Annotated in this window: 15 protein-coding genes and 1 pseudogene; 14 read left to right on the top strand and 2 right to left on the bottom strand. The window is 71.3% G+C overall.

Annotation, left to right across the window (positions count from 1 at the left end; genetic code table 11):
* Nucleotides 1–136 precede the first annotated feature (136 nt).
* The 12 genes and pseudogenes from RF647_RS03985 (at nucleotide 137) to RF647_RS03930 (ending at nucleotide 17,932) form a co-directional block, all read left to right on the top strand.
* Complete coding sequence (locus RF647_RS03985) at nucleotides 137–1,684, top strand: aldehyde dehydrogenase family protein (RefSeq protein WP_058858411.1); 1,548 nt, start codon at nucleotides 137–139, stop codon at nucleotides 1,682–1,684.
* 108 nt (nucleotides 1,685–1,792) lie between these two features.
* Nucleotides 1,793–2,760, top strand: a pseudogene (locus tag RF647_RS03980) (zinc-dependent alcohol dehydrogenase).
* A gap of 128 nt (nucleotides 2,761–2,888) precedes the next feature.
* The gene (locus tag RF647_RS03975; RefSeq protein ID WP_368810612.1) at nucleotides 2,889–3,524 is read left to right on the top strand and encodes a nucleoside triphosphate pyrophosphatase; all 636 of its coding nucleotides are present in this window, start codon (nucleotides 2,889–2,891) and stop codon (nucleotides 3,522–3,524) included.
* 143 nt (nucleotides 3,525–3,667) lie between these two features.
* Nucleotides 3,668–5,461 carry a biotin carboxylase N-terminal domain-containing protein gene (locus RF647_RS03970; protein ID WP_368810611.1) on the top strand — a complete coding sequence of 598 codons (1,794 nt, stop codon included), beginning with the start codon at nucleotides 3,668–3,670 and terminating at the stop codon, nucleotides 5,459–5,461.
* Between the two features lie 19 nt (nucleotides 5,462–5,480).
* Nucleotides 5,481–6,311, top strand: coding sequence for a thioesterase II family protein (locus RF647_RS03965; protein ID WP_368810610.1), 831 nt, complete (start codon nucleotides 5,481–5,483; stop codon nucleotides 6,309–6,311).
* A gap of 10 nt (nucleotides 6,312–6,321) precedes the next feature.
* Complete coding sequence (locus RF647_RS03960) at nucleotides 6,322–7,029, top strand: 4'-phosphopantetheinyl transferase superfamily protein (protein WP_368810609.1); 708 nt, start codon at nucleotides 6,322–6,324, stop codon at nucleotides 7,027–7,029.
* A 768-nt stretch (nucleotides 7,030–7,797) separates the two neighbouring features.
* On the top strand, nucleotides 7,798–8,871 hold the full coding sequence (gene sbnA, locus RF647_RS03955) for a 2,3-diaminopropionate biosynthesis protein SbnA (RefSeq protein ID WP_368810608.1): 1,074 nt from the start codon (nucleotides 7,798–7,800) through the stop codon (nucleotides 8,869–8,871).
* Nucleotides 8,868–11,723 carry a Pls/PosA family non-ribosomal peptide synthetase gene (locus tag RF647_RS03950; RefSeq protein WP_368810607.1) on the top strand — a complete coding sequence of 952 codons (2,856 nt, stop codon included), beginning with the start codon at nucleotides 8,868–8,870 and terminating at the stop codon, nucleotides 11,721–11,723. Before sbnA ends, RF647_RS03950 begins: the two co-directional genes overlap by 4 nt.
* Entirely contained in the window at nucleotides 11,720–14,236 is a 2,517-nt protein-coding gene (locus RF647_RS03945; protein WP_368810606.1) for an amino acid adenylation domain-containing protein, read from the top strand. Before RF647_RS03950 ends, RF647_RS03945 begins: the two co-directional genes overlap by 4 nt.
* A gap of 20 nt (nucleotides 14,237–14,256) precedes the next feature.
* On the top strand, nucleotides 14,257–15,255 hold the full coding sequence (locus tag RF647_RS03940) for a TauD/TfdA family dioxygenase (protein WP_368810605.1): 999 nt from the start codon (nucleotides 14,257–14,259) through the stop codon (nucleotides 15,253–15,255).
* Nucleotides 15,252–16,331 (top strand): 2,3-diaminopropionate biosynthesis protein SbnB, encoded by a 1,080-nt coding sequence (sbnB, locus tag RF647_RS03935; RefSeq protein ID WP_368810604.1) that lies wholly within the window; start codon nucleotides 15,252–15,254, stop codon nucleotides 16,329–16,331. Before RF647_RS03940 ends, sbnB begins: the two co-directional genes overlap by 4 nt.
* A gap of 188 nt (nucleotides 16,332–16,519) precedes the next feature.
* Entirely contained in the window at nucleotides 16,520–17,932 is a 1,413-nt protein-coding gene (locus tag RF647_RS03930) for an MFS transporter (RefSeq protein ID WP_368810603.1), read from the top strand.
* Between the two features lie 78 nt (nucleotides 17,933–18,010).
* Here the strand turns inward: RF647_RS03930 and RF647_RS03925 are convergent, their stop codons facing one another.
* Nucleotides 18,011–19,435 (bottom strand): NAD(P)H-quinone dehydrogenase, encoded by a 1,425-nt coding sequence (locus tag RF647_RS03925; protein ID WP_368810601.1) that lies wholly within the window; start codon nucleotides 19,433–19,435, stop codon nucleotides 18,011–18,013.
* An 86-nt stretch (nucleotides 19,436–19,521) separates the two neighbouring features.
* Between RF647_RS03925 and RF647_RS03920 the strand changes: the two genes are divergently transcribed.
* Both RF647_RS03920 and RF647_RS03915 read left to right on the top strand, forming a co-directional pair.
* The gene (locus RF647_RS03920; protein WP_284562484.1) at nucleotides 19,522–20,343 is read left to right on the top strand and encodes a purine-nucleoside phosphorylase; all 822 of its coding nucleotides are present in this window, start codon (nucleotides 19,522–19,524) and stop codon (nucleotides 20,341–20,343) included.
* A gap of 70 nt (nucleotides 20,344–20,413) precedes the next feature.
* Complete coding sequence (locus RF647_RS03915; protein WP_368810600.1) at nucleotides 20,414–22,183, top strand: phospho-sugar mutase; 1,770 nt, start codon at nucleotides 20,414–20,416, stop codon at nucleotides 22,181–22,183.
* Between the two features lie 133 nt (nucleotides 22,184–22,316).
* On the opposite strand, the gene RF647_RS03910 is transcribed toward RF647_RS03915, so the two are convergent.
* Nucleotides 22,317–23,615 (bottom strand): heparan-alpha-glucosaminide N-acetyltransferase domain-containing protein, encoded by a 1,299-nt coding sequence (locus tag RF647_RS03910; protein ID WP_368810599.1) that lies wholly within the window; start codon nucleotides 23,613–23,615, stop codon nucleotides 22,317–22,319.
* Between the last annotated feature and the right edge of the window lie 221 nt (nucleotides 23,616–23,836).

The raw sequence follows: 23,836 nt of genomic DNA, 5'->3' as shown, positions 1-23,836 counted from the left end.
CCGGCGCCCGCTGCACCGTGCGTGCAACGTGCGTGCAACGTGACCCCGCATAGCGTGATCCGCATCACACGATGGTGCGGACGAGGCGGTCCGCACCCGTGCCACACGCACCGTCACGCACCAGGAGAAGGTCACCATGAGCGTTGAAACCCAGTCCCTCACCACCGTCTACGCGCAGCCGGGCACCGAGGGCTCGAAGGTCACCTTCAAGCCCCGCTACGAGCACTGGATCGGCGGGCAGTGGGTCCCGCCCGTGCAGGGCCGGTACTTCGAGAACATCTCCCCGGTCAACGGAAAGCCCTTCACGGAGGTGGCCCGCGGCACCGCCGAGGACATCGACGCCGCGCTCGACGCCGCGTGGGCCGCCGCCCCGGCCTGGGGCAAGACGCCGGTCGCCGAGCGGGCCCTCGTGCTCCACCGGGTCGCCGACCGGATGGAGCAGAACCTCGAGATGCTCGCCGTGGCGGAGACCTGGGACAACGGCAAGCCGGTGCGCGAGACCATCAACGCGGACATCGCCCTGGCCATCGACCACTTCCGCTACTTCGCCGGGGCCATCCGCGCCCAGGAGGGCACCCTCTCCCAGCTCGACGACAACACCACGTCCTACCACTTCCACGAGCCCCTCGGCGTGGTCGGGCAGATCATCCCCTGGAACTTCCCGATCCTCATGGGCGTGTGGAAGCTCGCCCCGGCCCTGGCCGCGGGCAACGCCGTGGTGCTCAAGCCGGCCGAGCAGACCCCGGCCTCGATCATGGTGCTCATGGAGCTGCTCGCGGACATCCTGCCCCCGGGCGTGGTCAACGTGGTCAACGGCTTCGGCGTGGAGGCCGGGAAGCCGCTGGCCTCGAGCCCGCGGATCCGCAAGATCGCCTTTACCGGCGAGACCACCACCGGCCGGCTCATCATGCAGTACGCGTCCCAGAACATCATCCCGGTGACCCTCGAGCTGGGCGGGAAGTCCCCGAACATCTTCTTCGAGGACGTCGCCGCGGCCCAGGACTCCTTCTACGACAAGGCGCTGGAGGGCTTCGCGTTCTTCGCCCTCAACCAGGGCGAGGTCTGCACCTGCCCCTCGCGGGCCCTGATCCAGGGCTCGATCTACGACCGGCTGCTCGCGGACGGCGTCGAGCGGGTCAAGGGCATGGTCCAGGGCAACCCGCTGGACCTCGACACCCAGGTCGGGGCGCAGGCCTCCAACGACCAGCTGCAGAAGATCCTCTCCTACATCGACATCGGCCGGCAGGAAGGCGCGAAGGTTCTCGTGGGCGGCGAGCGCAACGTCCTGGACGGGGACCTCGCCGAGGGCTTCTACGTCTCCCCCACGGTGTTCGAGGGCGAGAACTCGATGCGCATCTTCCAGGAGGAGATCTTCGGGCCCGTCCTGTCGGTCACCCGCTTCACCGACTACGCCGACGCCATGGCCACCGCCAACGACACCCTCTACGGCCTCGGCGCCGGGGTCTGGGCCCGCAACGGCAACCTGGCCTACCGCGCCGGCCGCGACATCCAGGCCGGGCGCGTGTGGGTGAACCAGTACCACAACTACCCCGCCCACTCCGCGTTCGGCGGCTACAAGTCCTCGGGCATCGGCCGCGAGAACCACCTCATGATGCTGGACCACTACCAGCAGACCAAGAACCTGCTGGTCTCCTACTCCGAGGACGCCCAGGGCTTCTTCTAAACCGCCCTCACCCGTCCCGACCGTCCGTCCCGTTCCAAGAGGAGCACCATGAACGCCCAGCGTGCCCCGACCGTCCAGGAGTCCGCGGCCACCGCGGTCCCCGGCACCATGACCGCCGCCGTCGTCACCGCCTTCGGGCAGCCCCTCGAGGTCAAGGACCTCCCGGTCCCCGAGCCCGGCCCCGGCCAGGTCCTCGTCAAGCTGATCTCGACGGGTGTGGCACACCCCGCCCCTCGTCCCGGGCCACGAGGGCGTGGGCACGGTCGTGGCCCTCGGACCGGGCGTCACGGAGGTGGAGGAGGGCGACCTCGTGGGCAACGCCTGGCTGGCCTCGGCGAGCGGGCACTGCCGCAACTGCCGCACCGGCTGGGAGACGCTGTGCGAGGAGCAGGTCAACGGCGGCTACAGCATCGACGGGTCCTTCGGCCAGTACATGCTGGTGGACGCCCGCTTCGCCGCGCAGATCCCCGCGGGCTCCGATCCGTACGAGGTGGCGCCGGTGCTGTGCGCCGGGGTCACCGTCTACAAGGGCCTGAAGATGACCGAGGCGCGGCCCGGGGAATGGGTGGTGATCTCCGGCATCGGCGGCCTGGGACACCTGGCCGTGCAGTACGCGGTGGCCATGGGCCTGCGGGTCGCGGCGGTCGACGTCGCCGACGACAAGCTGGCCCTCGCCCGCAAGCACGGGGCGGAGATCACCGTCAACGCGTTCGCGGAGGACCCGGCCGAGGTCGTGCTCGCGCAGATCCCGGACGGTGCGGACGCCGTGCTGGTGACCGCCGTGCACCCGGCCGCGTTCGGCCAGGCGATCGGCATGGTCCGCCGCGGCGGGACGATCGTGTTCAACGGCCTGCCGCCCGGGGACTTCCCCGCGCCGATCTTCGACATCGTGCTCAAGGGCCTGACCATCCGCGGGTCGATCGTGGGCACGCGCCAGGACATGGTCGAGGCCCTCGACTTCTACGCGCGGTCTGATTCACCCGACCTGCAGCACCCGTCCGCTCGAAGACGTCAACGCGATCCTCGACGAGATGGAGAAGGGCAGGATCGAGGGCCGCGTGGTCGTCGAGCACTGAGCCCGGGCGAGCCCGAGGGGCCGCATCCTGCCGGTGGGGTGATCTCCCGCCGGCAGGACGCGGCCCCTCGCGCGTGGGCGGGGGCCCAGCGCGGCCCCTCGCGCGCACGGCCTGCGTATCCTGGGACGGTGACTCCCCGCCTCGTCCTCGCCTCCCGCTCCCCCGCCCGCACCAAGCTGCTGGCCGACGCCGGGATCGGCCACGACCGGCTCGTCTCCGACGTGGACGAGGACGCCGTGGTCCGGGAGCGCGGGGTGACCGGCGCCGAGGAGACCGCGATGGTCCTGGCCCGGGCCAAGGCCGAGGCCGTGGCGGCGCTGCCCGAGGCCGCCGGCGCCCTCGTGGTGGGCTGTGACTCGGTCTTCGAGCTCGACGGCGAGGTGCACGGCAAGCCCCTGGACGCCGCCACGGCGACCGCCCGGATCCGGGCCATGCGCGGGCGCTCGGGGGTGCTGCACACCGGCCACTGGCTCGTGGACACGCGGAACCCGGAGGACGGCGGGACCGGCTGGAGCGGCGGCGCGCCCGCCAGCGCCGAGGTGTTCTTCGCGCAGATGTCCGACGACGAGGTCGCGGCCTACGTGGCCACCGGCGAGCCCCTGGAGGTGGCCGGGTCCTTCACCATCGACTCGCTCGGCGCGGCGTTCGTGGAGCGGGTGGAGGGCGACGTGCACGCCGTCGTCGGCCTGAGCCTCAGCACCCTGCGCACGCTGCTCGGCCGGGCGGGCGTCGGCGTGCCCGAGCTGTGGACCGCCGGCCGCTGAGGACCGCTCGCCGCCGGAACCGGTCTGCGCTTTGTAGGACTCCTACAGAAACGGCGTCGCATTTCCGGTCCGCCGCCGGGTGGTTGGGCGATTGCTCACGACGGGGAATACAGTGCATCGGAGGATTCGACAAGGAGTGAGACGTGACCGGTAAGAACCCCGCGGACGGCGCCATCCGCCCCATCACCAAGGTGCTCGTCGCCAACCGCGGCGAGATCGCGGTGCGCGTGATCCGCGCCGCCCGCGACGAGGGCATCGCCTCCGTGGCCGTGTACGCCGACCCGGACCGGGACGCCCTGCACGCCCGCACGGCGGACGAGGCGTACGGGCTCGGCGGGTCCACCGCCGCGGACTCGTACCTGGTGATCGACAAGATCCTCGACGTCGCCGCCCGCTCGGGCGCCGACGCCGTGCATCCCGGCTACGGCTTCCTGTCCGAGAACGCCGAGTTCGCCCTGGCCGTGCTCGAGGCCGGGCTGACTTGGATCGGGCCCCCGCCCGCGGCCATCGCCAAGCTCGGCGACAAGGTGGCCGCCCGCCACATCGCGGAGAAGGTCGGCGCCCCGCAGGTCCCCGGCACCACCGACCCGGTCGGCTCCGCCGAGGAGGTCCTCGCGTTCGCCGACGAGCACGGGCTGCCCCTGGCCATCAAGGCCGCGTTCGGCGGCGGCGGCCGCGGCATCAAGGTGGTCCGCAACCGCGACGACATCCCGGAGCTCTACGAGTCCGCCGTGCGCGAGGCCACCGCGGCGTTCGGCCGCGGCGACTGCTTCGTGGAGCGCTTCCTGGACGCCCCGCGGCACGTCGAGACCCAGTGCCTGGCCGACGCCCACGGCAACGTGGTGGTCGTCTCCACCCGCGACTGCTCCCTGCAGCGGCGCAACCAGAAGCTCGTGGAGGAGGCGCCGGCGCCGTTCCTGTCCGAGGAGCAGAACCGCCTGCTCTACGCCTCCTCGAAGGCGATCCTGCGCGAGGCCGGCTACCAGGGCGCGGGCACGTGCGAGTTCCTGGTGGGCCAGGACGGCACGATCACGTTCCTGGAGGTCAACACCCGCCTGCAGGTGGAGCACCCGGTGTCCGAGGAGGTCACGGGCATCGACCTGGTGCGCGAGCAGTTCCGGCTGGCCCGCGGCGAGGCCCTCGGCTACGAGGACCCGGAGGTCCGTGGCCACTCGATCGAGTTCCGCATCAACGGCGAGGACCCGGGACGGCACTTCATGCCCTCCCCCGGCACCATCACCGCGCTCGACCTGCCCGGCGGTCCCGGCGTGCGCGTGGACTCCGGCGTGCAGGCCGGCGAGACCGTGGGCGGGAACTTCGACTCCATGCTCGCCAAGCTGATCGTCACCGGGGCCACCCGGCAGCAGGCGCTCGAGCGCTCCCGCCGGGCGCTGGCGGAGCTGCGCATCGAGGGCATGCCCACCGTGGTCCCCTTCCACCGCGCCGTCGTCGCCGATCCCGCGTTCGCCCCCGCGGACAGCGCCCCGTTCTCCGTGCACACGCGGTGGATCGAGACGGAGTTCGACAACACCATCCCGCCCTTCGAGGGCGTCCCGCAGGCCGGGCCGGAGGCCGAGGAGCGCCAGGCGATCGTCGTCGAGGTCGCCGGCAAGCGCCTCGAGGTGGTCCTGCCCGCCCTGCCCGGCACGGCCAAGCCCAACGGGACCGCGGCCAAGCCCCGCAAGTCCCGCTCCGCCCGCGGCGGCGGCACCGCCGCGGCGAGCGGCGACAGCCTGAGCTCCCCGATGCAGGGGACCATCGTGAAGATCGCGGTGGACAACGGGGACGAGGTGGCCGAGGGCGATCTCGTGCTGGTGCTGGAGGCCATGAAGATGGAGCAGCCGCTGACCGCCCACAAGTCGGGCACGGTCTCGGGGCTGTCCGTGAACCCCGGGGACACCGTCTCCGCCGGCGCCGTCCTGGCGACCATCTCCTGACGCGGGCGGCCCGGCCCCGATGAGCACCCGACCGACCGGCTCCCCCGGGCGCTGCCTCGTGGACCTCTCCGCGCAGGACCGGCTGCGCAGCGGCGCCCCCGCCCGGACGCCCCGGCTGCGCGTGCTCTGCTGCCCGCCCTCGGGCGCGGCCGCCGGGTACTGGCGGTTCCTGGTCCGCGAGGACGTGCACGTCCTGGGCGTCCAGTACCCCGGCCGGGAGAGCCGCTTCCGGGAGCCGGCGGCGCCCTCGGTCGCCGCCCTCGCCGCGGAGGCGGCCGAGGCCGTCGCCGGCGCGCCGTGGGCGGCCTCGGACGTCCCGCTCGTGGTCCTGGGCCACAGCATGGGCGCCACCGTCGCGGCCGAGCTGGCCTCGCTCCTCGAGCACCGGGAGGGGATCCGGGTGTCGCTGCTCGCGCTGTCCGCGAAGACCGCCCCGGGCGCCGTGGACACGGCGGACGACGGGGACGAGGACCTGCGGGCCGGGCTCGACCCGCAGGACCCGGGCGCGGACGAGGCGCTCGCCCGGTGGCTGCGGCGGCTGGGCGGCACCCCCGAGGCGGTGCTGGCGAACCCCGAGCTGCTGGCCCTGCAGCTGCCCGCCCTGCGCGCGGACCTGCGGGTTGCGATGGCCCATGACCGGCTCCCCGCCCCGGTCGGGGCGCCCCTGCTGCTGCTGCGCGGCAGCGAGGACCACACGGTGGACGCCGCCGGCATGGACGCCTGGCGTCCCGTCAGCACCGGGACCGTGCAGCGGCGCGAGTACCCCGGCGGCCACCACCCGCTCGCCGAGAACCGGCACCGCCTGCTCGAGGACCTCGAGGCGTGCGCCGCGCCCGGCCGCTCCCGGTGAGCCCGTCGTCGTGACGACGCCCCCGCCGAGCGTGCCCGGCACGGTCGAGCTGCCGGTGCCGGGCGCTCCCGCGGACGTGCGGGTCGTGCTCGCCCGCGTGGCCCCGCTGGCCGGCTGGGCGGAGTCGGTCCGGGACTGCCTGGACGAGGACGAGCGGGCCCGGGCCGCGGCGTTCCGCCACGAGAGCGACCGGCGGCGGTTCGTGGTCGCCCACTGCATGCTGCGCCACGAGCTCGCCGCCCGCACCGGCGCGGACCCGGCCTCGCTGCGCCTGGGACCGCCCGTTCCCGCCGTGGGGCCCCGGCCCAAGCCGCGGCTCGAGGACCACGCCCTGCGCTTCTCCCTCTCGCACAGCGGCGACCAGGTGCTCGTGGCCACCGCCGAGCGCGAGGTGGGGGTGGACGTCGAGCACCTCCAGGACCCGGTCGCCGCCGAGCAGGTGATCCCCCTGCTCCACCCCGCCGAGATCATTGCCCTGCGGGCCCTGCCGGCCGCGGACCGGCCGGCCGCCGTGACCACGGTGTGGGCGCGCAAGGAGTCCCTGCTCAAGGCCATGGGCTCGGGACTGTTCCGCGAACCCTCCGTCGACGAGGTCGGGGCGGGTCCTTCCCCGGGGCGGCCCGTGGCGGGGTGGCGGATCCTCGACCTGGCTCTTCCACCGGACCCCGGTTCGGACCGTGCGGAGTCGCGGGCGGCGCTGACCGTCCGCGTCCCGTGATCGTCACCGCGTACAACCACCGGTGGACAGGATTTCTCCATCCCGAGGCGGACTACAACGTCTGATGCGTCGGTCACACTTGAAGCATGTCGGGCCCCCTCCAGGGAACAGGGTCCGGCGGGAGCGGCGAACAACTCACTCGCCCTGTGCCGTGCTTCCTCGAGATCCCGGAGCGGAGCACCTTCCGGACCCAGCCCTCCATCACGTCAGGATCATCCGTCACGTGCAGTTGTCAGCACCCGGATTCCTGCGCTGACAAGGAGAGCCGGTTCCGCGATCGGCCGGGTCCCCACCGGGGCCGTGTCCGAATCGTGTCCGTCATCTTCGCAAATGTTGGTCGAGGCCCCCTGACCTGGGCCTACGTTGGTCACGTCGAACCATACACAGGGCTCAACGGGCGTTCGGGGGAACGCGCCACGGGCCGGCACCAGTCGCGAAGCGGATCTCGCTTCTCCACCGGATGGGACAGACCCATGAGAAGAACCACCTGAGCAGTCACGACCGCCGCCTTCGCGGCTGGCACCACTGTCCCGCGGCTCCTGCCGCGAGTGGGGGACTCACAGCCGTCGATCGCTCCGGGCTCACAGCGCAGCGTTGCACCGATCCGTCGAGGCGGCGCCCCGCAGGACGGAGCCCTCGTCGATCGGCATGCCGAGAAGAGGGTCCTTGCGGTGCCCGTCAGCCGAGCTACGAGCCGACCCGAATGCGAAACGCCGTCCCCGCGCCCTCCTCACGGACCGAGCGCACGACGAGAGAACGAGGAAGACCATGTCCATCATCAAGGCTCCGCACCTGTTCAACGAGGAGAGTCTGTTCATCGATCTGGAGGGCGTGCTGAACCGCCACCTCTACCTGAAGATCGAGGGGTTCAACTTCGCCGGCTCGATCAAACTCAAGCCCGCCAGGGAGATGGTCGAGCGGGCCGAGCGGGAAGGGAGGGTCGGCCCCGGCTCCGTGCTCGTGGAATCCTCCTCCGGGAACCTCGGCGTGGCGCTCAGCATGATCGCCGCGAGCAAGGGATACAGCTTCGTGTGCGTGATCGACCCGCGCTGCAACCCCGCGACCCGGCAGCTCATGGAGTCGCTCGGGGCGCACGTCGACCTGGTCACCGAGCCGGACCCCGTCGACGGTTTCCTCGGCGCCCGCCTCAATCACGTCCGGGAGCTGTGCAGGTCCGACGAGCGGTACGTCTGGCTCAACCAGTACACCAACCCCGGCAACTGGGGGGCGCACTACCGCTGGACCGCCCCCGAGATCGAGGCCCAGTTCCCCGAGCTCGAGGTGCTGTTCGTGGGGGCCGGGACCACGGGCACGCTCATGGGCTGCGCACGGTACTTCAAGGAGCACCGGCCCGACGTCCGGATCGTCGCGGTGGACGCCGCCGGCTCGGTCTCGTTCGGTCGCCCGCCGGCCACCCGTCTGATCCCCGGGCTCGGCATGAGCGTGCGGCCGCCCCAGCTCGACGAGTCCCTGATCGACGACGTGGTGATGGTCGAGGAGCTGGACACGGTGCGCACCTGCCACCGCCTGGCCGGGCGCGGGTTCCTGCTCGGCGGCTCCACCGGGACCGTGGTCCACGGCGCCATGACGTGGCTCGCGGACCACCACGCCGAGGACGTCACCGCGGTGGCCATCTCCCCGGACCTGGGCCGCCCGTACCTGGACACCATCTACCAGCCGGACTGGGTCCTCGACCACTTCGGGGCCGAGGCGCTCGCCGGCTCCGACTCGACAGCCGCTCTGAGCCGACCGCCTCACCAGGTGTCATGGCGTCGGCAGGCGGCAACCACACCGGTGACCGAATCCGCGGCCACCTCCTCCCCGAGGAGTCTCTCGCAGTGAAGAAGCTCGCCGACGCCCTCCCGGCGTCTCCTCTCCCCCCGATCTCGGTCCCCACCAGGCGCGAGCCTCCGTCCGCACCGGCCCTCGAGGGGACCGGCGCGGACCTGCCGCTCGAGCGCCGGTTGGCGGATCTTCTCGCCTCGGTGGTGCAGCAGGACGACGTCCCCGTGGACGCCGACTTCTTCGCCGACCTGGGCGCGGACTCCCTGGTGATGGCGCGGTTCTGCGCACGGGTGCGCAAGCAGCCGGACCTGCCGGCGGTGTCCATGAAGGACGTCTACCAGCACCCCACGATCACGGCGCTGGCCGGGGCTCTGGCGCCGGCGGAGCCGGTGCCGGCGGCGGTGCGGGACCGGCTGGCCGAGGTGCTGACCGGGGTGCTGGGTGTGGACCAAGTGCCGGTGGACGCCGACTTCTTCGACGACCTCGGCGCGGACTCGATGGTGATGGCGCGGTTCTGCGCCCGGGTGCGCAAGCAGCCGGATCTGCCGGCGGTGTCCATGAAGGACGTCTACAGCAACCCGAGTGTCTCCGCCCTCGCCGCGGTGCTGCACGGCTCCTCGCAGCAGGACCGACCGCAGAAGCCGTCCCCGGTCCTGGCGTCCGTGCCCGAGACGCCGCCTCCCTCGGACGCGCGGACGTGGGAGTACGTCGCCTGTGGCACCCTGCAGGTGCTCGTCTATCTCGGCTACTGCATACTCACCGGCGGACTCGCGGTCGTAGGGTACCACTGGGTGTTTCCGGACGCGGGGCCGGGCAACCACCACTGGGTGGGCCACGGGATGGGCTTCTGGGAGATCTACCTGCGGTCGGCCGCTTTGGGCGCGGCGACGTTCGTGCTGATGTGCCTCCTGCCGGTGGCGGCGAAGTGGATTCTCATCGGACGCTTCCGGCCCCAGGAGATCCGGATCTGGAGCCTGGCCTACTTCCGGTTCTGGCTGGTCAAGGCCCTGATGCGCACCTCGCCCCTCGCGCTGATGACCGGTTCTCCGCTGACGCCCCTCTATCTGCGGGCCATGGGTGCCGAGGTGGGCCGCAACGTGACGATCCTGACCAATCACCTTCCCGTCTGCACCGATCTGCTCACGATCGGGGACGGGACGGTGATCCGCAAGGACGTGTTCGCCAACGGCTACCGCGCCCACGGCGGCGTCATCCAGACCGGAGCGGTGACACTGGGCCGAGAGGTAATCGTCGGCGAGGGCAGCGTTCTGGACATCAACACGAGAATGGGAGACGGCTCACAACTGGGCCATCGGTCCGCTCTGTACACCGGCCAGGTCGTGCCCGAAGGTGAGCGTTGGCACGGTTCGCCTGGCAGGCGTACGGATGTGGACTACGGCGCGGTCGCTCCCATGCCCTACCGGCCCTGGCGTCGGGGCTTGTTCGCCACGTACGAACTCCTTGTCCTGCTTGGGCTGGTCACAGTGGTGGGAGTTGCGATCATGCTGGCGGTCCTGGCATTTCCGCAGGTGGCGGCGCTTCTCGAGGCACATCCGCACGCGTTCACTGACTGGACTTTCTACGCCGACGCCGTTGCCTTCGCCGGCGTGGGCGTCATCGGTGGAACGGTCGTGGGATTGGTCGTCATGACAACCGTGCCGCGGGTGCTTCAACTCTCGCTCAAGCCCGACACCGTGTATCCGCTGTTCGGGCTACGGCACGCGGCAGAGCGGACGGTGGAAAGGTTGACCAACAGCCTTCTGTTCGCAAAGTTGTTCGGCGACAGCTCGTACGTGGTGAACTACATGCGGGCCGTCGGGTACAACCTCGGACAGGTGCAGCAGACCGGCTCTAACATGGGTGAGGCGTTCAAGCACGACAACCCGTTCCTGTCGACCGTAGGCAGCGGCACGATGATCGCCGACGGGGTGTCGTTCATGAATACCGACTACTCGGCGACGTCGTTCAAGGTCAGCCGCGTGAGAATCGGCGCGCACAACTACCTCGGCAACTACGTTCTTTATCCGGCCGGGGCAAGGACCGGGGACAACTGTCTGCTCGCGACCAAGGTGATGGTCCCCCTCGACGGACCGATGCGCCACGACGTGGGTCTGCTCGGGTCACCGGCCTTCGAGATCCCTCGCTCGGTCCTGAGGGACGCCCTCCCCGAGGAGCACGTGGGAAGGGCCCACTTCCGCAAGGATCTTTCGGCCAAGAACAAGCACAACCTGCGCTCCATGGCCCTTTTCATGTTGGCGCGTTGGCTTGACGCGTCGCTGGCTCTGCTGGTCTTGTTCGCAGCCCTGGAACTGTCCGATCGGTTTGGTTTCCTCGCCCTCAGCGCAGCGTTCGCAGTCATGCTCCCAATCGGACTGCTGGTCCCTATCGGCATCGAGCACGTCGTCACGCGGTCCCGGCGACTCAAGCCCCAGGTCTGCTCCATCTACCACCCCTACTTCTGGTGGCACGAGCGGTACTGGAAGCTGGAAACCCCGGTGCGGCGCATGGCGGTCCTCAACGGGACGCCGTTCAGACCGCTTGTCTTCCGTCTGCTGGGCGTACGGGTCGGGGCACGAGTGTTCGACGACGGTTGTGCGATCACCGAGCGGAGTCTGGTGATGATCGGCTCCCGTTGCACGCTGAACTCCGGCACCCTGATCCAGAGCCATTCCCAGGAGGACGGAATGTTCAAGTCCGACTACGACACCCTCTGTGACGACGTCACGCTCGGCGTCGGCGCACTGATCCACTACGGCGTGACCGTCGAGGACGGTGTCGTCGTCGCCACCGACTCCTTCGTCATGAAGGGGACGACCCTCACCCGGGGAACTCTGTGGGGCGGCAACCCGGCCGACGAGATGCGTGCCGCCACCACGTCCACCGTCCCTTCGGAAAGGCCGATGCCATGACCATCACCCATGGGCCCACCTGCCGGACCGTCACCGGCCATACGCCGGGCCCGGCCGGTGACCGGCCCACCCTCCCGGAGCTCGCACCGACGAGAATTCCCCGATGGACGCAGGACCGCCGAGCAGGCCAGGAGCAGCTCGAGGTGGCGGTGCCCGAGGACCTGGGCTACGCCGTGCGCCGACTGGCCCGCTCCCTGGAGGTGGCGCCCGGCTCCATCTGGCTGGCGGCCCACGCGAGGGTGCTCCAAGCCCTGTCGGGCGAGACAGAGATCGCCACCGGTTGCATGGACGCGGCGGCGACCTGGCGGTGCACCCTCGATGTGGGCCACCGGTCCTGGCGAACCCTGGTCCGCGAAGCACACGTCCAGCAGACCCGGGACCACCCCGGGCCGTCCTCGCGGGGGCAGGAAGGTCACCGGGCGGCTGCCCCCGGGTACGAGGTGGTGTTCGGCACCGGTCAGGACGCCGATTCCGAGTTGTCGCAAGGCATCGTCCTCGGCGTGTTCCTCCGGCAAGAGGCCGGGGTCGAGGTGCTCCGTCTGCGGTATCGGCGGGATGCCCTGGATGCCGGTGCAGCCCACAGGACCGCCGGGTACCATCTGGCCGCGCTCCGCCACCTGGTCGCCGCTCCTGAGGCGGACCCGGTCGACGCGGAGCTCGTCGATCCGGACGAGCAGCGCTTTCAGCTCGAGCAGCTGGCCGGGCCCGAGCGACTCCGGCCCCAGGGACGCTTCCACGAGCTGTTCGAGGAACGCGTCCGGCAGCACCCGGAGCGCATCGCTGCCGTCCAGGACGACCGGCAGTGGACGTACGCGGAACTGAACGCCCGCGCCAACCGGCTCGCCCGCGCGCTGCTCGCGCGCGGACTGCAGGCGGAGGACGTCGTGGCGGTCCTCGCCGAGCGGAACCTGGAGTGGATGGCCGCCGTCCTCGGCATCCTCAAGGCCGGCGGCGCGTACCTGCCGCTCGAACCGCACTTCCCTCCCGACCGGATCGCCAGGACGCTCACCCGGGCCGGGTGCCGGACGGTGCTCACCGAGAAGGGCAGCACCAGCTCGCTGGACGCAGCGCTCGCCGGGATGCCCTCAGTGGCGAAACTCCTCGTCGAGGACGTGGAGGTCGAGGGGCACGCCGCCCACGACCCTGGTGTTGCGGTGCGCGGGGACCAGCTCGCCTACGTCTACTTCACCTCCGGCTCCACGGGAGAGCCGAAGGGGGCGATGTGCGAGCACGACGGGATGGTGAACCACCTGTACGCCAAGATCGAGGACCTGGGGATCGGCCCCGGCGACGTCGTCGCCCAGAGCGCCCCCCAGTGCTTCGACATCTCGCTGTGGCAGCTGATTTCGGCCCTGCTCGTCGGCGGTCGCACACTGATCGTCGGGCAGGACCGGATCCTCGACGTCGAGCGGTTCGTCGACACGGTGGATCGGGGCGAGGTCGCGGTCCTCCAGGTCGTCCCGTCCTACCTGGACGCGGTGCTGGCCTACCTGGAGGGCAGCCCCCGTGCCCTGCCCTCCCTCCGCTGCGTCTCGGCGACCGGGGAGGCGCTGAAGCAGGAGCTGGTCCGCCGGTGGTTCGACGTGATGCCGGACGTCACGCTGGTCAATGCCTACGGGCTGACGGAAACCTCGGACGACACGAACCACCAGGTGATGAGCGCCCCGCCCGCGAGCGACCACGTGCCGCTGGGCCGACCGATACCCAACGTCCGGATCCACATCCTCGACGAGCAGCAGCGTCTCGTGCCGCTCGGAGCACCGGGGGAGATCGCCTTCTCCGGGGTGTGTGTGGGCCGTGGGTACATCAACGACCCGGAGCGGACGGCACAGGCGTACTCCACCGACCCGTACGTGCAGGACGCGCGGCTCTACCGGGCGGGTGACTACGGACGCTGGTCACCGGACGGCACGCTGGAGTACCTGGGCCGGAGAGACCACCAGGTCAAGATCTCCGGGTTCCGCATCGAGATCGGCGACATCGAGAACGCTCTCCTGCGGGTTCCTGGAGTCCGCGACGGGGCGGTCGTCGTGGCGGAGCGACCGGACCGGGGCAAGCACCTGGTCGCCTTCTACCACGCCCCCGAGCCGCTGGTCTCCGGCACGCTGCGCGAGCGACTGGCGCAGTCGCTGCCCGGGTACATGGTCCCGCAGGTGTTCCAGTGGCAGCCGGCCCTCCCGCTGACGGCCAACGGCAAGATCGACCGCAAGCGCCTCACCGCGCTGGCGGCGGACGTCGAGCCCGAGAGCCGCTCGCTCGAGCCTCCGCGCACCCCCACCGAGCAGTGGCTGGCGGCCGCGTGGTCGCGCGTGCTCGCCGTGCCGGAGGACGGGATCGACCGCCGTGACCACTTCTTCGAGCGCGGCGGCACGTCGCTCACCGCTGTCCGGCTCGCCATCGCCCTGGACCGGAAGGTCTCGCTCAAGGACCTCCTCAGCCACCCGGTCCTCACCGACCTCGCCACGGAGCTGGACTCCAGGTCCGCCGCGGCCGGTTCACCCGCCCAACCGTGATCCCACCGGAAGGAACCACCATGTCCGCCACCTCCGCACCTCCGGAGCTCGACGTCGACGCGCGCCCGGGTGCGCCGGCCACCGCCCTGGTCTCTCCCCCGGGCGACCCGGTGTCCTGGGCCCAGCAGCACCGTGATGCGCTGCGGGCGACCGTCGCCCGGCACGGGGCCGTCCTCGTGCGCGGCCTCGGGCTGTCCCACCCCGACCAGGTCGCCGCCGTGTTCCGGGCCGTCAGTCCGGAGCTGATGACCGAGCGGGAGGCCTTCGCCGCCCGCAGTTCCTATGCGCCCGGCGTGTACTCCTCGGCCACCTGGCCGGCGAACCAGCCCATGTGCATGCACCACGAGCTGAGCTACACGCTCCACGCCCCCGGACTGCTGCTCCTCGCCTGCCTCACCGCCCCGGCCGCCGGCGGCGTGACCGGTGTCGCGGACTCCCAGGCGGTGCTGCGCGCCCTTCCCGCGGACCTGGTCGCGCGGTTCGAGCGCGACGGCTGGATGCTGATCCGCAACTACAACGACGAGATCGGCGCCTCCGTCGCGGACGCCTTCGGCACGGACGACCGCGCCGCGGTCGAACGCTACTGCGTGGAGAACCGGATCGAGCTCGAGTGGCAGCCCGACGGCGGCCTGCGCACGCGTCAGCGCCGCGCCGCGATCGTCCGTCACCCCGCCACCGGGGAGCGATGCTGGTTCAACCAGGTCGCCTTCCTCAGCGAGTGGACGATCGACCCGGAGGTCCGCGAGTACCTCGTGGACATGTACGAGGAGGACGGCCTCCCGTTCACGACGGCGTTCGGCAACGGCGACCCCATCGGCGATGACGTCGTGGCCATGCTGAACGAGATCTACGAGTCGCACACGCTGCGCGAACCGTGGCGCGCCGGCGACCTGATGCTCGTCGACAACGTCCGGACGGCGCACAGCCGCGAACCGTACGAGGGCGAGCGGGAGATCCTCGTCGCCATGAGCGACCCGGTGTCGCTCCAGGGCACGGCCTCGGAGGAGGAGGGACGATGACACTGACAAGCGGACCCGGCACGGACCACAGGCAGGACGCCCCCGGACGGCGACCGACCATCCCGTCCTTCGCGGTCATCTCCGGCGCGGAGGTCGACCAGGTGCTGCAGGGGCACCGGGCCGAGATCGTCGCACTGGTGGAGGACACCTACCGGCTGCACGGCGCCGGACAGACGGTGAACCCGCCGTCGTACTTCCTGCGGTTCCCGGACCGCCCGACCGGACGGATCATCGCGCTGCCCGCCTCCCTGGGGGGACCCCGTGCCGTGGACGGCCTGAAGTGGATCTCCAGCTTCCCCACCAACGTGGAGTTCGGCATCCCGAGGGCCTCCGCCGTGCTGATCCTCAACGATCCGGACACCGGCTACCCCTTCGCCTGCCTGGAGAGCTCCATCATCAGCGCCTCCCGGACGGCCGCCTCCGCGGCCCTGGCCGCGGACTGGCTCAGCCGGGAGCGGGGGCGTCCCACGCGGGTGGGCTTCTTCGGCGTCGGGCTCATCGCCCGCTTCGTCCACGCGTTCCTGGCGGACACCGGGTGGGGCTTCGACGAGGTGGGGGTGTTCGACCTGCTGCCGGGCAGCTGCGAGGGCTTCCGCGGCTATCTCGAGCGCTCCGCGCCCGAGAGCACGGTCACCGTCCACGAGGACGCCGAGTCGCTGATCGGCTCGAGCGACCTGGTCGTGTTCGCGACGACGGCGGGAGAGCCGCACGTCACCGATCCGTCGTGGTTCGAGCACCACCCGCTCGTGCTCCACATCTCGCTGCGCGACCTCGGGCCCGAGGTGGTCCTCGCCGCCACGAACATCGTCGACGACGTGGAGCACTGCCTCAAGGCCCAGACGTCCGTGCACCTCACCGAGCAGCTCACCGGCTCGCGGGACTTCCTCGCCGGCACGCTGTACGACGTCATGACCGGCGCCGTGGAGGTGCCGGCAGACCGGACCGTGGTCTTCTCGCCGTTCGGCCTGGGAGTGCTCGACCTCGCGGTGGGCAAGCACGTCTACGACACGGTCGCCGGCAGCGGCGGCCTGCACACCATCGACTCCTTCTTCCACGAGGTGCGTCGGTACGGGTGACGGCCGCCTCCCGGGTGTCGACCAGCCGGGTCCGCCGGGCCGGTCGACACCTGGGAGGGGCGTCGTCGTCGAGCGCGTCCCCGACCTCGTCGTCGTTCCAGGATGTGAGACGGGCCACCCGCCATGCGGAGGGCCCGGCGTACTATCGGGATCTTGTCCCCACCCACTGCTACGACCGAGGTTTCCCCATGTCCTCTCCGGTGACCGGGCAGGACGCCAACGGCGCGTCCTCCCCCTCGCTCTCCCTGTCCGACCGCGTGCCCCGCAGCCGGGTGATCCTGGCCTCCCTCGTGGGCACAACGATCGAGTTCTACGACTTCTACGTCTACGCCACCGCGGCCGTGGCCGTATTCCCCGCCCTGTTCTTCACGGGCGAGGACGAGACGGCCAAGCTGCTGGCCTCCATGGCGACCTTCGCCGCGGCCTTCGTGGCCCGCCCGATCGGCTCGGTGATCTTCGGGCACTTCGGCGACCGGATCGGCCGCAAGGCCACCCTGATCGGCGCCCTGCTGACCATGGGCGTCGCCACGTTCCTCATCGGCCTGCTGCCCACCTACTACTCGATCGGCATCTGGGCCCCGCTCATCCTGACGATCCTGCGCTTCTGCCAGGGCCTGGGCCTGGGCGGCGAGTGGTCCGGCGCGGCCCTGCTGGCCACCGAGTACGCCGAGGAGGGCAAGCGGGCGCGCGCCGCCATGTGGCCGCAGCTCGGCGCCCCGTTCGGCTTCATCCTGGCCAACGGCTTCTTCCTGGTGCTGACCGTGGTGATGGGCTTCGTCTCGGTCGCCGAGCAGGGCACCGACCACCCGTTCCTCACCTGGGGCTGGCGCGTGCCGTTCCTCGCCTCCGTGGTGATGGTGGTCGTCGGCCTGTACGTGCGGTTCAAGCTCGAGGAGACCCCGGTCTTCCAGAAGGCGCTGGACCAGGGCGAGAAGGTCCAGACCCCGCTCGTCGAGGCGTTCCGGGGCTCGTGGCTCCAGATGATCCAGGGCACGTTCATCATGCTCGCCACCTACATGCTCTTCTACCTGATGACCGCGTGGATCCTCTCCTACGGCATCGGCAGCCCCGCCAACGGCGGCCTCGGCATCCCCTACCGGGACTTCCTGGTGCTGCAGCTGCTCGCTGTGCTGCTGTTCGCCGCCATGGTGCCCGTCTCCGGGTGGGTGGCGGACCGCTTCGGCCGGCGCAGCTCGCAGCTGGTCATCACCTCGGTGATCCTGCTCTTCGGGCTGAGCTTCGGCTTGCTCATGGACCCGGCCGCGGTCGGCACCGGGGAGGACGTCAGCACGGGCCGCGTGCTGTTCTTCCTCGTGGTCGGCATGACCCTGATGGGCCTGACCTTCGGCTCGATGTCGGCGATCCTGCCCGAGCTGTTCCCCACGAACGTGCGCTACACCGGTTCCGGCGTCGCGTACAACACGGCGTCGATCCTCGGTGCCGCCATCACCCCGTACGTCGCGGTCACCCTCAACGCGAGCTACGGCGTGGGCTCCGTCGGCCTCTACCTGGCGTTCGGCGCCGTGCTGACCCTCGTGGCCCTCTGGTTCTCACCGGAGACCAAGGACGTCGACATGGAGAACGTCGTCACCCGCCGCTGACCCGCTCCCGTCGGCGCCGCACGCGCAACGGCCGCATCCCCGCAGCGGGGATGCGGCCGTTGTGCGTGCCGGCGGGGATCAGACGTGCACGTGCAGGCGCCGCGCCGCCTCCGAGATCGACCCGGTGAGGGACGGGTAGATCGTGAAGGTGTCGGCGAGGTCGTCGACGTGCAGCTTGTGCGTGACGGCCAGCGAGATCGGGAAGATCAGCTCGGACGCGCGGGGACCCACCACCACTCCCCCGATCACCGTGCCGGAGCCCTTGCGGGAGAAGATCTTCACGAACCCGTCCTCGACCGCCATCATCTTGGCGCGCGGGTTGGTGGACAGCTTCAGCATGATGGTGTCCGCCTGGTAGGTGCCGTCCTCGATGGACTTCTCGCTCACGCCCACGGACGCGATCTCCGGCGAGGTGAAGATGTTGGAGGCCACCAGGTGGGTGCGCAGCGGCTTGACGGCGTCGCCCATGAGGTGCGCCACGGCGATCCGACCCTGCATGGCGGCCACCGAGGCGAGCGGGAGCACGCCCGTGCAGTCACCCACGGCGTAGACGCCCGGCACGGTGGTGCGGGAGACGCCGTCGACCTTGATGTGCCCGGACTCGGAGCGGGCCACCCCGACCTCCTCGAGCCCGAGGTCGTCGGTGGCCGGGATCGCGCCGACCGCGACGAGGCAGTGCGAGCCGGCGATCTTGCGCCCGTCGGAGAGCGTGACGACCACCCCGTTCTCGCTGCGCTCCACCGCATCGGCGCGGGAGCGGCTGAGCACGTTCATGCCGCGACGCTCGAAGACGCTCTCGAGCACGGCCGCGGCGTCCTCGTCCTCGCCGGGCAGCACCTGGTCCCGGGAGGAGACGAGCGTGACCTCGGCCCCGAGGCCCCGGTAGGCCGAGGCGAACTCCGCGCCGGTCACGCCGGAGCCCACCACGATCATGTGCTCGGGGACCTCGGTGAGGTGGTAGACCTGCTTCCAGTTGAAGATCCGCTCCCCGTCCGGCTTCGCGGACGGCAGCTCCCGGGGATAGGCCCCGACGGCGAGCAGCACGGCCTGCGCGTCGAGGGTGTACTCCAGCCCGTCGTCGGTGGTCACCTGCACGCAGGTGGGGCTGAGCAGCCGGCCGGTGCCCGCGATCACGCGCACCCCCACCCGCTCGAGCCCGCGCTTGATGTCCCGGGACTGGGACGCCGCGAGGCGCAGGAGACGGGTGTTGACCTTTTCCAGGTCCACGGCGAGGTCGTTGATCTCGTCCCCGTCCTTGCTGCCCCCGCGCACGTGCACCCCCAGGTCCGCGGCCTCCGCGAAGCGGGTCATCGCGTCGGCGGAGGCGATGAGCGTCTTGGAGGGGACCACGTCCGTCAGCACCGCGGAGCCGCCCAGGCCCTGGCGCTCGACGATGGTCACGTCCGCCCCGAGGCTGGCGGCGACCAGGGCGGCCTCGTAGCCGCCGGGACCGCCCCCGATGATGACGAGCTTCTGGATGGAGAATTCGCTGTGTGCAGTCACCCGGCCATTCTTGCAGGTGCCGCTCCGGCGGCGGAACCGGCCCGGCCGCACCGGACGGCCCGGGACCATGCGGTAGCTTGGGGCGGGTGGACACAGAGCACAGCGCTGACCGGGCCGACCCCTTCGAGCTCGCCCAGGAGGCCGCGGACGCCCTCCGCCGGGCCACCGGGGTCGACACGCACGAGATCGCCCTGACCCTCGGCTCCGGCTGGGGCCAGGCCGCCGAGCTGATCGGCGAGACCGTCGCCGAGATCCCGGCCGCGGAGATTCCGGGCTTCACCCCGCCCGCCCTCGAGGGCCACGTCGGCACGCTCCGCTCCGTGCGCACCGCCGCGGGCCGGCACGCGCTGGTGATCGGCGCCCGCACCCACTACTACGAGGGCCGGGGCGTGCGCCCCGTGGTCCACGGCGTGCGCACCGCGGCCGCCGCCGGGGCGCGCACCATGATCCTCACCAACGGCTGCGGCGGGCTGAACCCGTCCTGGGGCCCCGGCACCCCGGTGCTCATCAGCGACCACCTCAACCTCACGGGCCGGTCCCCGCTCGAGGGCGCCACGTTCGTGGACCTCACCGACCTGTACTCCCCGCGGCTGCGCGAGCTGGCCCGCGGGGTGGACCCCACCCTCGACGAGGGAGTCTACGCGCAGTTCCCCGGCCCGCACTACGAGACGCCGGCGGAGGTGCGGATGGCCGGGGTGCTCGGGGCAGACCTCGTCGGGATGTCCACCGCCCTGGAGGCCATCGCCGCCCGGCACGCCGGCATGGAGGTCTTCGGGATCTCCCTCGTGACCAACCAGGCCGCCGGGATCTCGGCGACCCCGCTCTCCCACGAGGAGGTCCTCGAGGCCGGGCGCGCCGCGGGCGCCCGGATCTCCGGACTGCTCGCCCGCATCGTCGCCCAGCTCTGACCGGCCCCGGGCCGGGACGGGTTCCCGGTCCGGCACCCCGGCGCACCGGACGCCCCCAGGAGGCCGCGCCATGACCACCGACCCCCGCACCGACCCGCAGCTCCTCGACGCCGCGCGCGCGTGGGGCGCCGCCGACCCGGACCCCGCCACCCGCGCCGAGCTGGCAGCTCTCGTCGAGGCGGCCGCCGCCGGTGACGCCGCAGCACGGGCGGAGCTGGCCGACCGCTTCTCGGGCACCCTCCAGTTCGGCACCGCCGGGCTGCGGGCGGCCCTGGGTGCCGGGCCGATGCGGATGAACCGGGTGGTGGTGCTGCGCGCCGCGGCGGGGCTGGCCGCGCACGTGCTGGCCGTGCAGACCCCGGCGGACGGTGCGGCGGGCTCCGCCCGGCGCCCTCGCGCGGTGGTCGGCTACGACGCCCGGCACGGCTCGGAGGTCTTCGCCCGGGACACCGCCGCGGTGTTCACGGCCGCCGGGATCGAGACGCTGCTGCTGCCCGCGCCGCTGCCCACCCCCGTCCTGGCGTGGGCGGTGCGGGCCCTCGAGGCGGAGGTGGGCGTCATGGTCACCGCCAGCCACAACCCGCCGGCGGACAACGGCTACAAGGTCTACCTCGGCGGTCGGGCCGTGGAGCCGGAGGCCCGCGGCTGCCAGATCGTGGCGCCGCACGACCGGATGATCGCCGAGCGGATCGCGGCCGTCAGGCCCGTCGAGGACATCCCCCGGGCGCAGGACGGGTGGACCGTCCTGCCCGCGAGCGTCGAGCAGGACTACCTCGACGCCGTGCTCCCAGCCGTGGTCACCGCCGCCGCGGGCGCCGGACGTCCCCTGCGGGTCGTCCTCACCCCGTTGCACGGGGTGGGCGGGCGCACGACGACGGAGGCCCTGCGGCGGGCCGGTCTCGCCGACGTGCACGTGGTCCCGGAGCAGGCGGAGCCGGACCCGGGCTTCCCCACGGTCGCGTTCCCCAATCCCGAGGAGCCCGGCGCCCTGGACCTGGCCCTGGACCTGGCACGCGCCGTGGGCGCGGACCTCGTCCTGGCCAACGACCCCGACGCGGACCGGGTGGCCGTGGCGGTCCCGGTGCCCGGGGCCGGGACCCGTGCCGGGGTCACAGCGCAGGACTGGCGGATGCTGCGCGGCGACGAGGTCGGCGCGCTGCTCGGCCACGCCGCGGCGGCCCGGTGCGCGGGCCGCGAAGGCGCCGTGTTCGCGAACTCCATCGTCTCCTCCCGTCTGCTGGGGCGGATCGCCGCCGCGGCGGGGATCGCGCACCAGGAGACGCTGACCGGCTTCAAGTGGATCGCCCGCGTCCCGGGGCTCGCGTTCGGCTACGAGGAGGCGCTGGGCTACTGCGTGGCGCCGGAGGTGGTCAGGGACAAGGACGGGATCAGTGCGGCCGTGGCGGTGGCGGTGCTCGCCGACGAGCTGCGCGCGCAGGGCCGGACCCTGTTGGACGTGCTGGACGACCTCGCCCTGGCCCACGGGCTGTACGCGACCGACCAGCTGAGCATCCGGGTGGCGGACCTGGGCCGCATCCCGGTCATGGCGGCCGCCCTGCGGGACGCCCCGCCCGCGGCGCTGGGCGGCTCCGAGGTGGTCGAGGTCGCGGACCTCGCCGCCCCGGGGACGGGGCTGCCGCCCACCGAGGGCCTGCGCCTGCTCACCGCGGACGGCACCCAGGTGATCGTGCGTCCCTCCGGGACGGAGCCGAAGCTCAAGTGCTACCTCGAGGTGGTCGCCCCGGTGGCCGGCCGGGCCGCGCTGCCCGCCGCCCGGGCCGAGGCGCAGCAGCGGCTCGGGCGGATCCGCGCCGAGCTCGAGGCCGCATTGGGGCTCTGAGCCTTCGGCCCGAGCGGCGAGGCGGGCTTTGATCGGGACGATGAACAGGGCGAGCCCTTGGACGTCGGAGGTAAGCGCGGTCCGGTGCTGGAGCAGCCGTCCCGCGCAAAAGGCGGCCACCGCGGACGCTGTCTCAGGCACTCATGTCGCGAGCCGCGCCATGGGCGAGCACTCTCCGACGCACGCCGCGGGTCACAGTCGAGACGGCCTTCTCAAGCGGACCCTGCCCTATCGTGCGCTGCCACAGAACAGCGAAGAGAGCGAAGCAGGTGGCCTGGATCCAGAACCACAGCAAGGGCGCGGTCTCGTATGCGTCGAACGACAGGAACACCAGGTGGGCCGTGTAGAGGGTGAACGTCATCGAACCCATCGCGATGAGCGGGGCGAGGAGCTTCGTCACGGCCCTGGGCACGAGGAGGAACAGTCCAAGGGTCACCACAGCTGTTCCCAGGCAGAGGAGAAGGGCCAGCGGTGTGTGCGTGTGCGGCCCGGGCACCACGAGCCACCAGAGTGTGGTGGTCGGCGTCGGTGAATCCGGTTCGACAGCGACGATCTCGTCGATGGCCTGGCTCGACATCCACGGAGTGGCACGTCTGATTGCCTCGAAACCCCCCAGAACGTGCAGGGCAACAAAGGATGACCCCCACGCCAGACAGGTCAGAGCGGCGCCTATGAGCACAAGTCGAACCTGCACCCGGAGGCTCCTCAGATCCATCCGGCCCAGCGCCAGTCCCGCGCACAGATACGTCATCCATGCCAAGGCGGGATAGGCACCGGTCAACAGCACGTCGGAGGCCACGGCCAACGGGTCCGTCAGAAGATCCACGATCGTAGGGTCCTCGTACGCGTCCGTACTCGGCAACGATGTCTTGGCCCACCACACGAGCAACGGTCCGAGGAGCGCGAAGAGCGCAGAGCTGAGCAGCAGATATCGGATGCGCAGGCCCAGGAACGGGATGGCCAGAAGAAAGAACATCCCGTAGTAGACGAGGATGTTGTCCGCCGCAGCGTCCAGCAGACCCGTGAGTAGACCCGCAATGGCGATCAGCACTGCTCGGGCTGCGACGGACCATCGAGCGGCGACCATCCTGCGCCCGGTGCTCGACGCGCGGCCTCCAGAGACGAACGCCAGACTGACGCCGGCGAGAGTCACGAACAGGGCCGAGGACTTTCCGCTGAAAAGAAGACCGGTCAGGGTCGCCCGACCCACCTCGTCGTTCCACAGGTCCAAGGTGTGCACGGCCGTCATCCCAAAAAGGGCGTACCCTCGGGCCGCGTCGACACCGACAACCCGTCGATCGTCGCGGCTGACGTCGCGCTTCCCTCTGCCTCCGGAAGAGGCAGGGGCTGCGGCCGACGATTTCTCTCCGCCGACAGGCCCGAACCGAGAGTGGTGACGTGCCGTATCCGATCGCCGATGGTCTTCGGTCATGGCGCATCCCCCGATGATTCAGCACGGTTCGCCGGTCTGCTCCGACTCCTCGTCACAGGCACCGGTTCGATTTCTCCCGTGTTGCATCACGCTGGATTTGGATGGGCCGAGGGCGAGCCGGGAGCACAGTGACTGGTGGCGTCAATCTACTCCTGCCCCGGCGCCGGCAGACAGATGATGACGCACATAATTTCCACATTGAGTGCTGTTGATCCTGCCGG

The sequence above is a fragment of the Kocuria sp. CPCC 205263 genome, assembly GCF_040981075.1.
GTDB lineage: Bacteria > Actinomycetota > Actinomycetes > Actinomycetales > Micrococcaceae > Kocuria > Kocuria rosea.
Note: the sequence above shows the minus strand (reverse complement) of the source record. Positions and strands in the feature narration are given on the sequence as shown.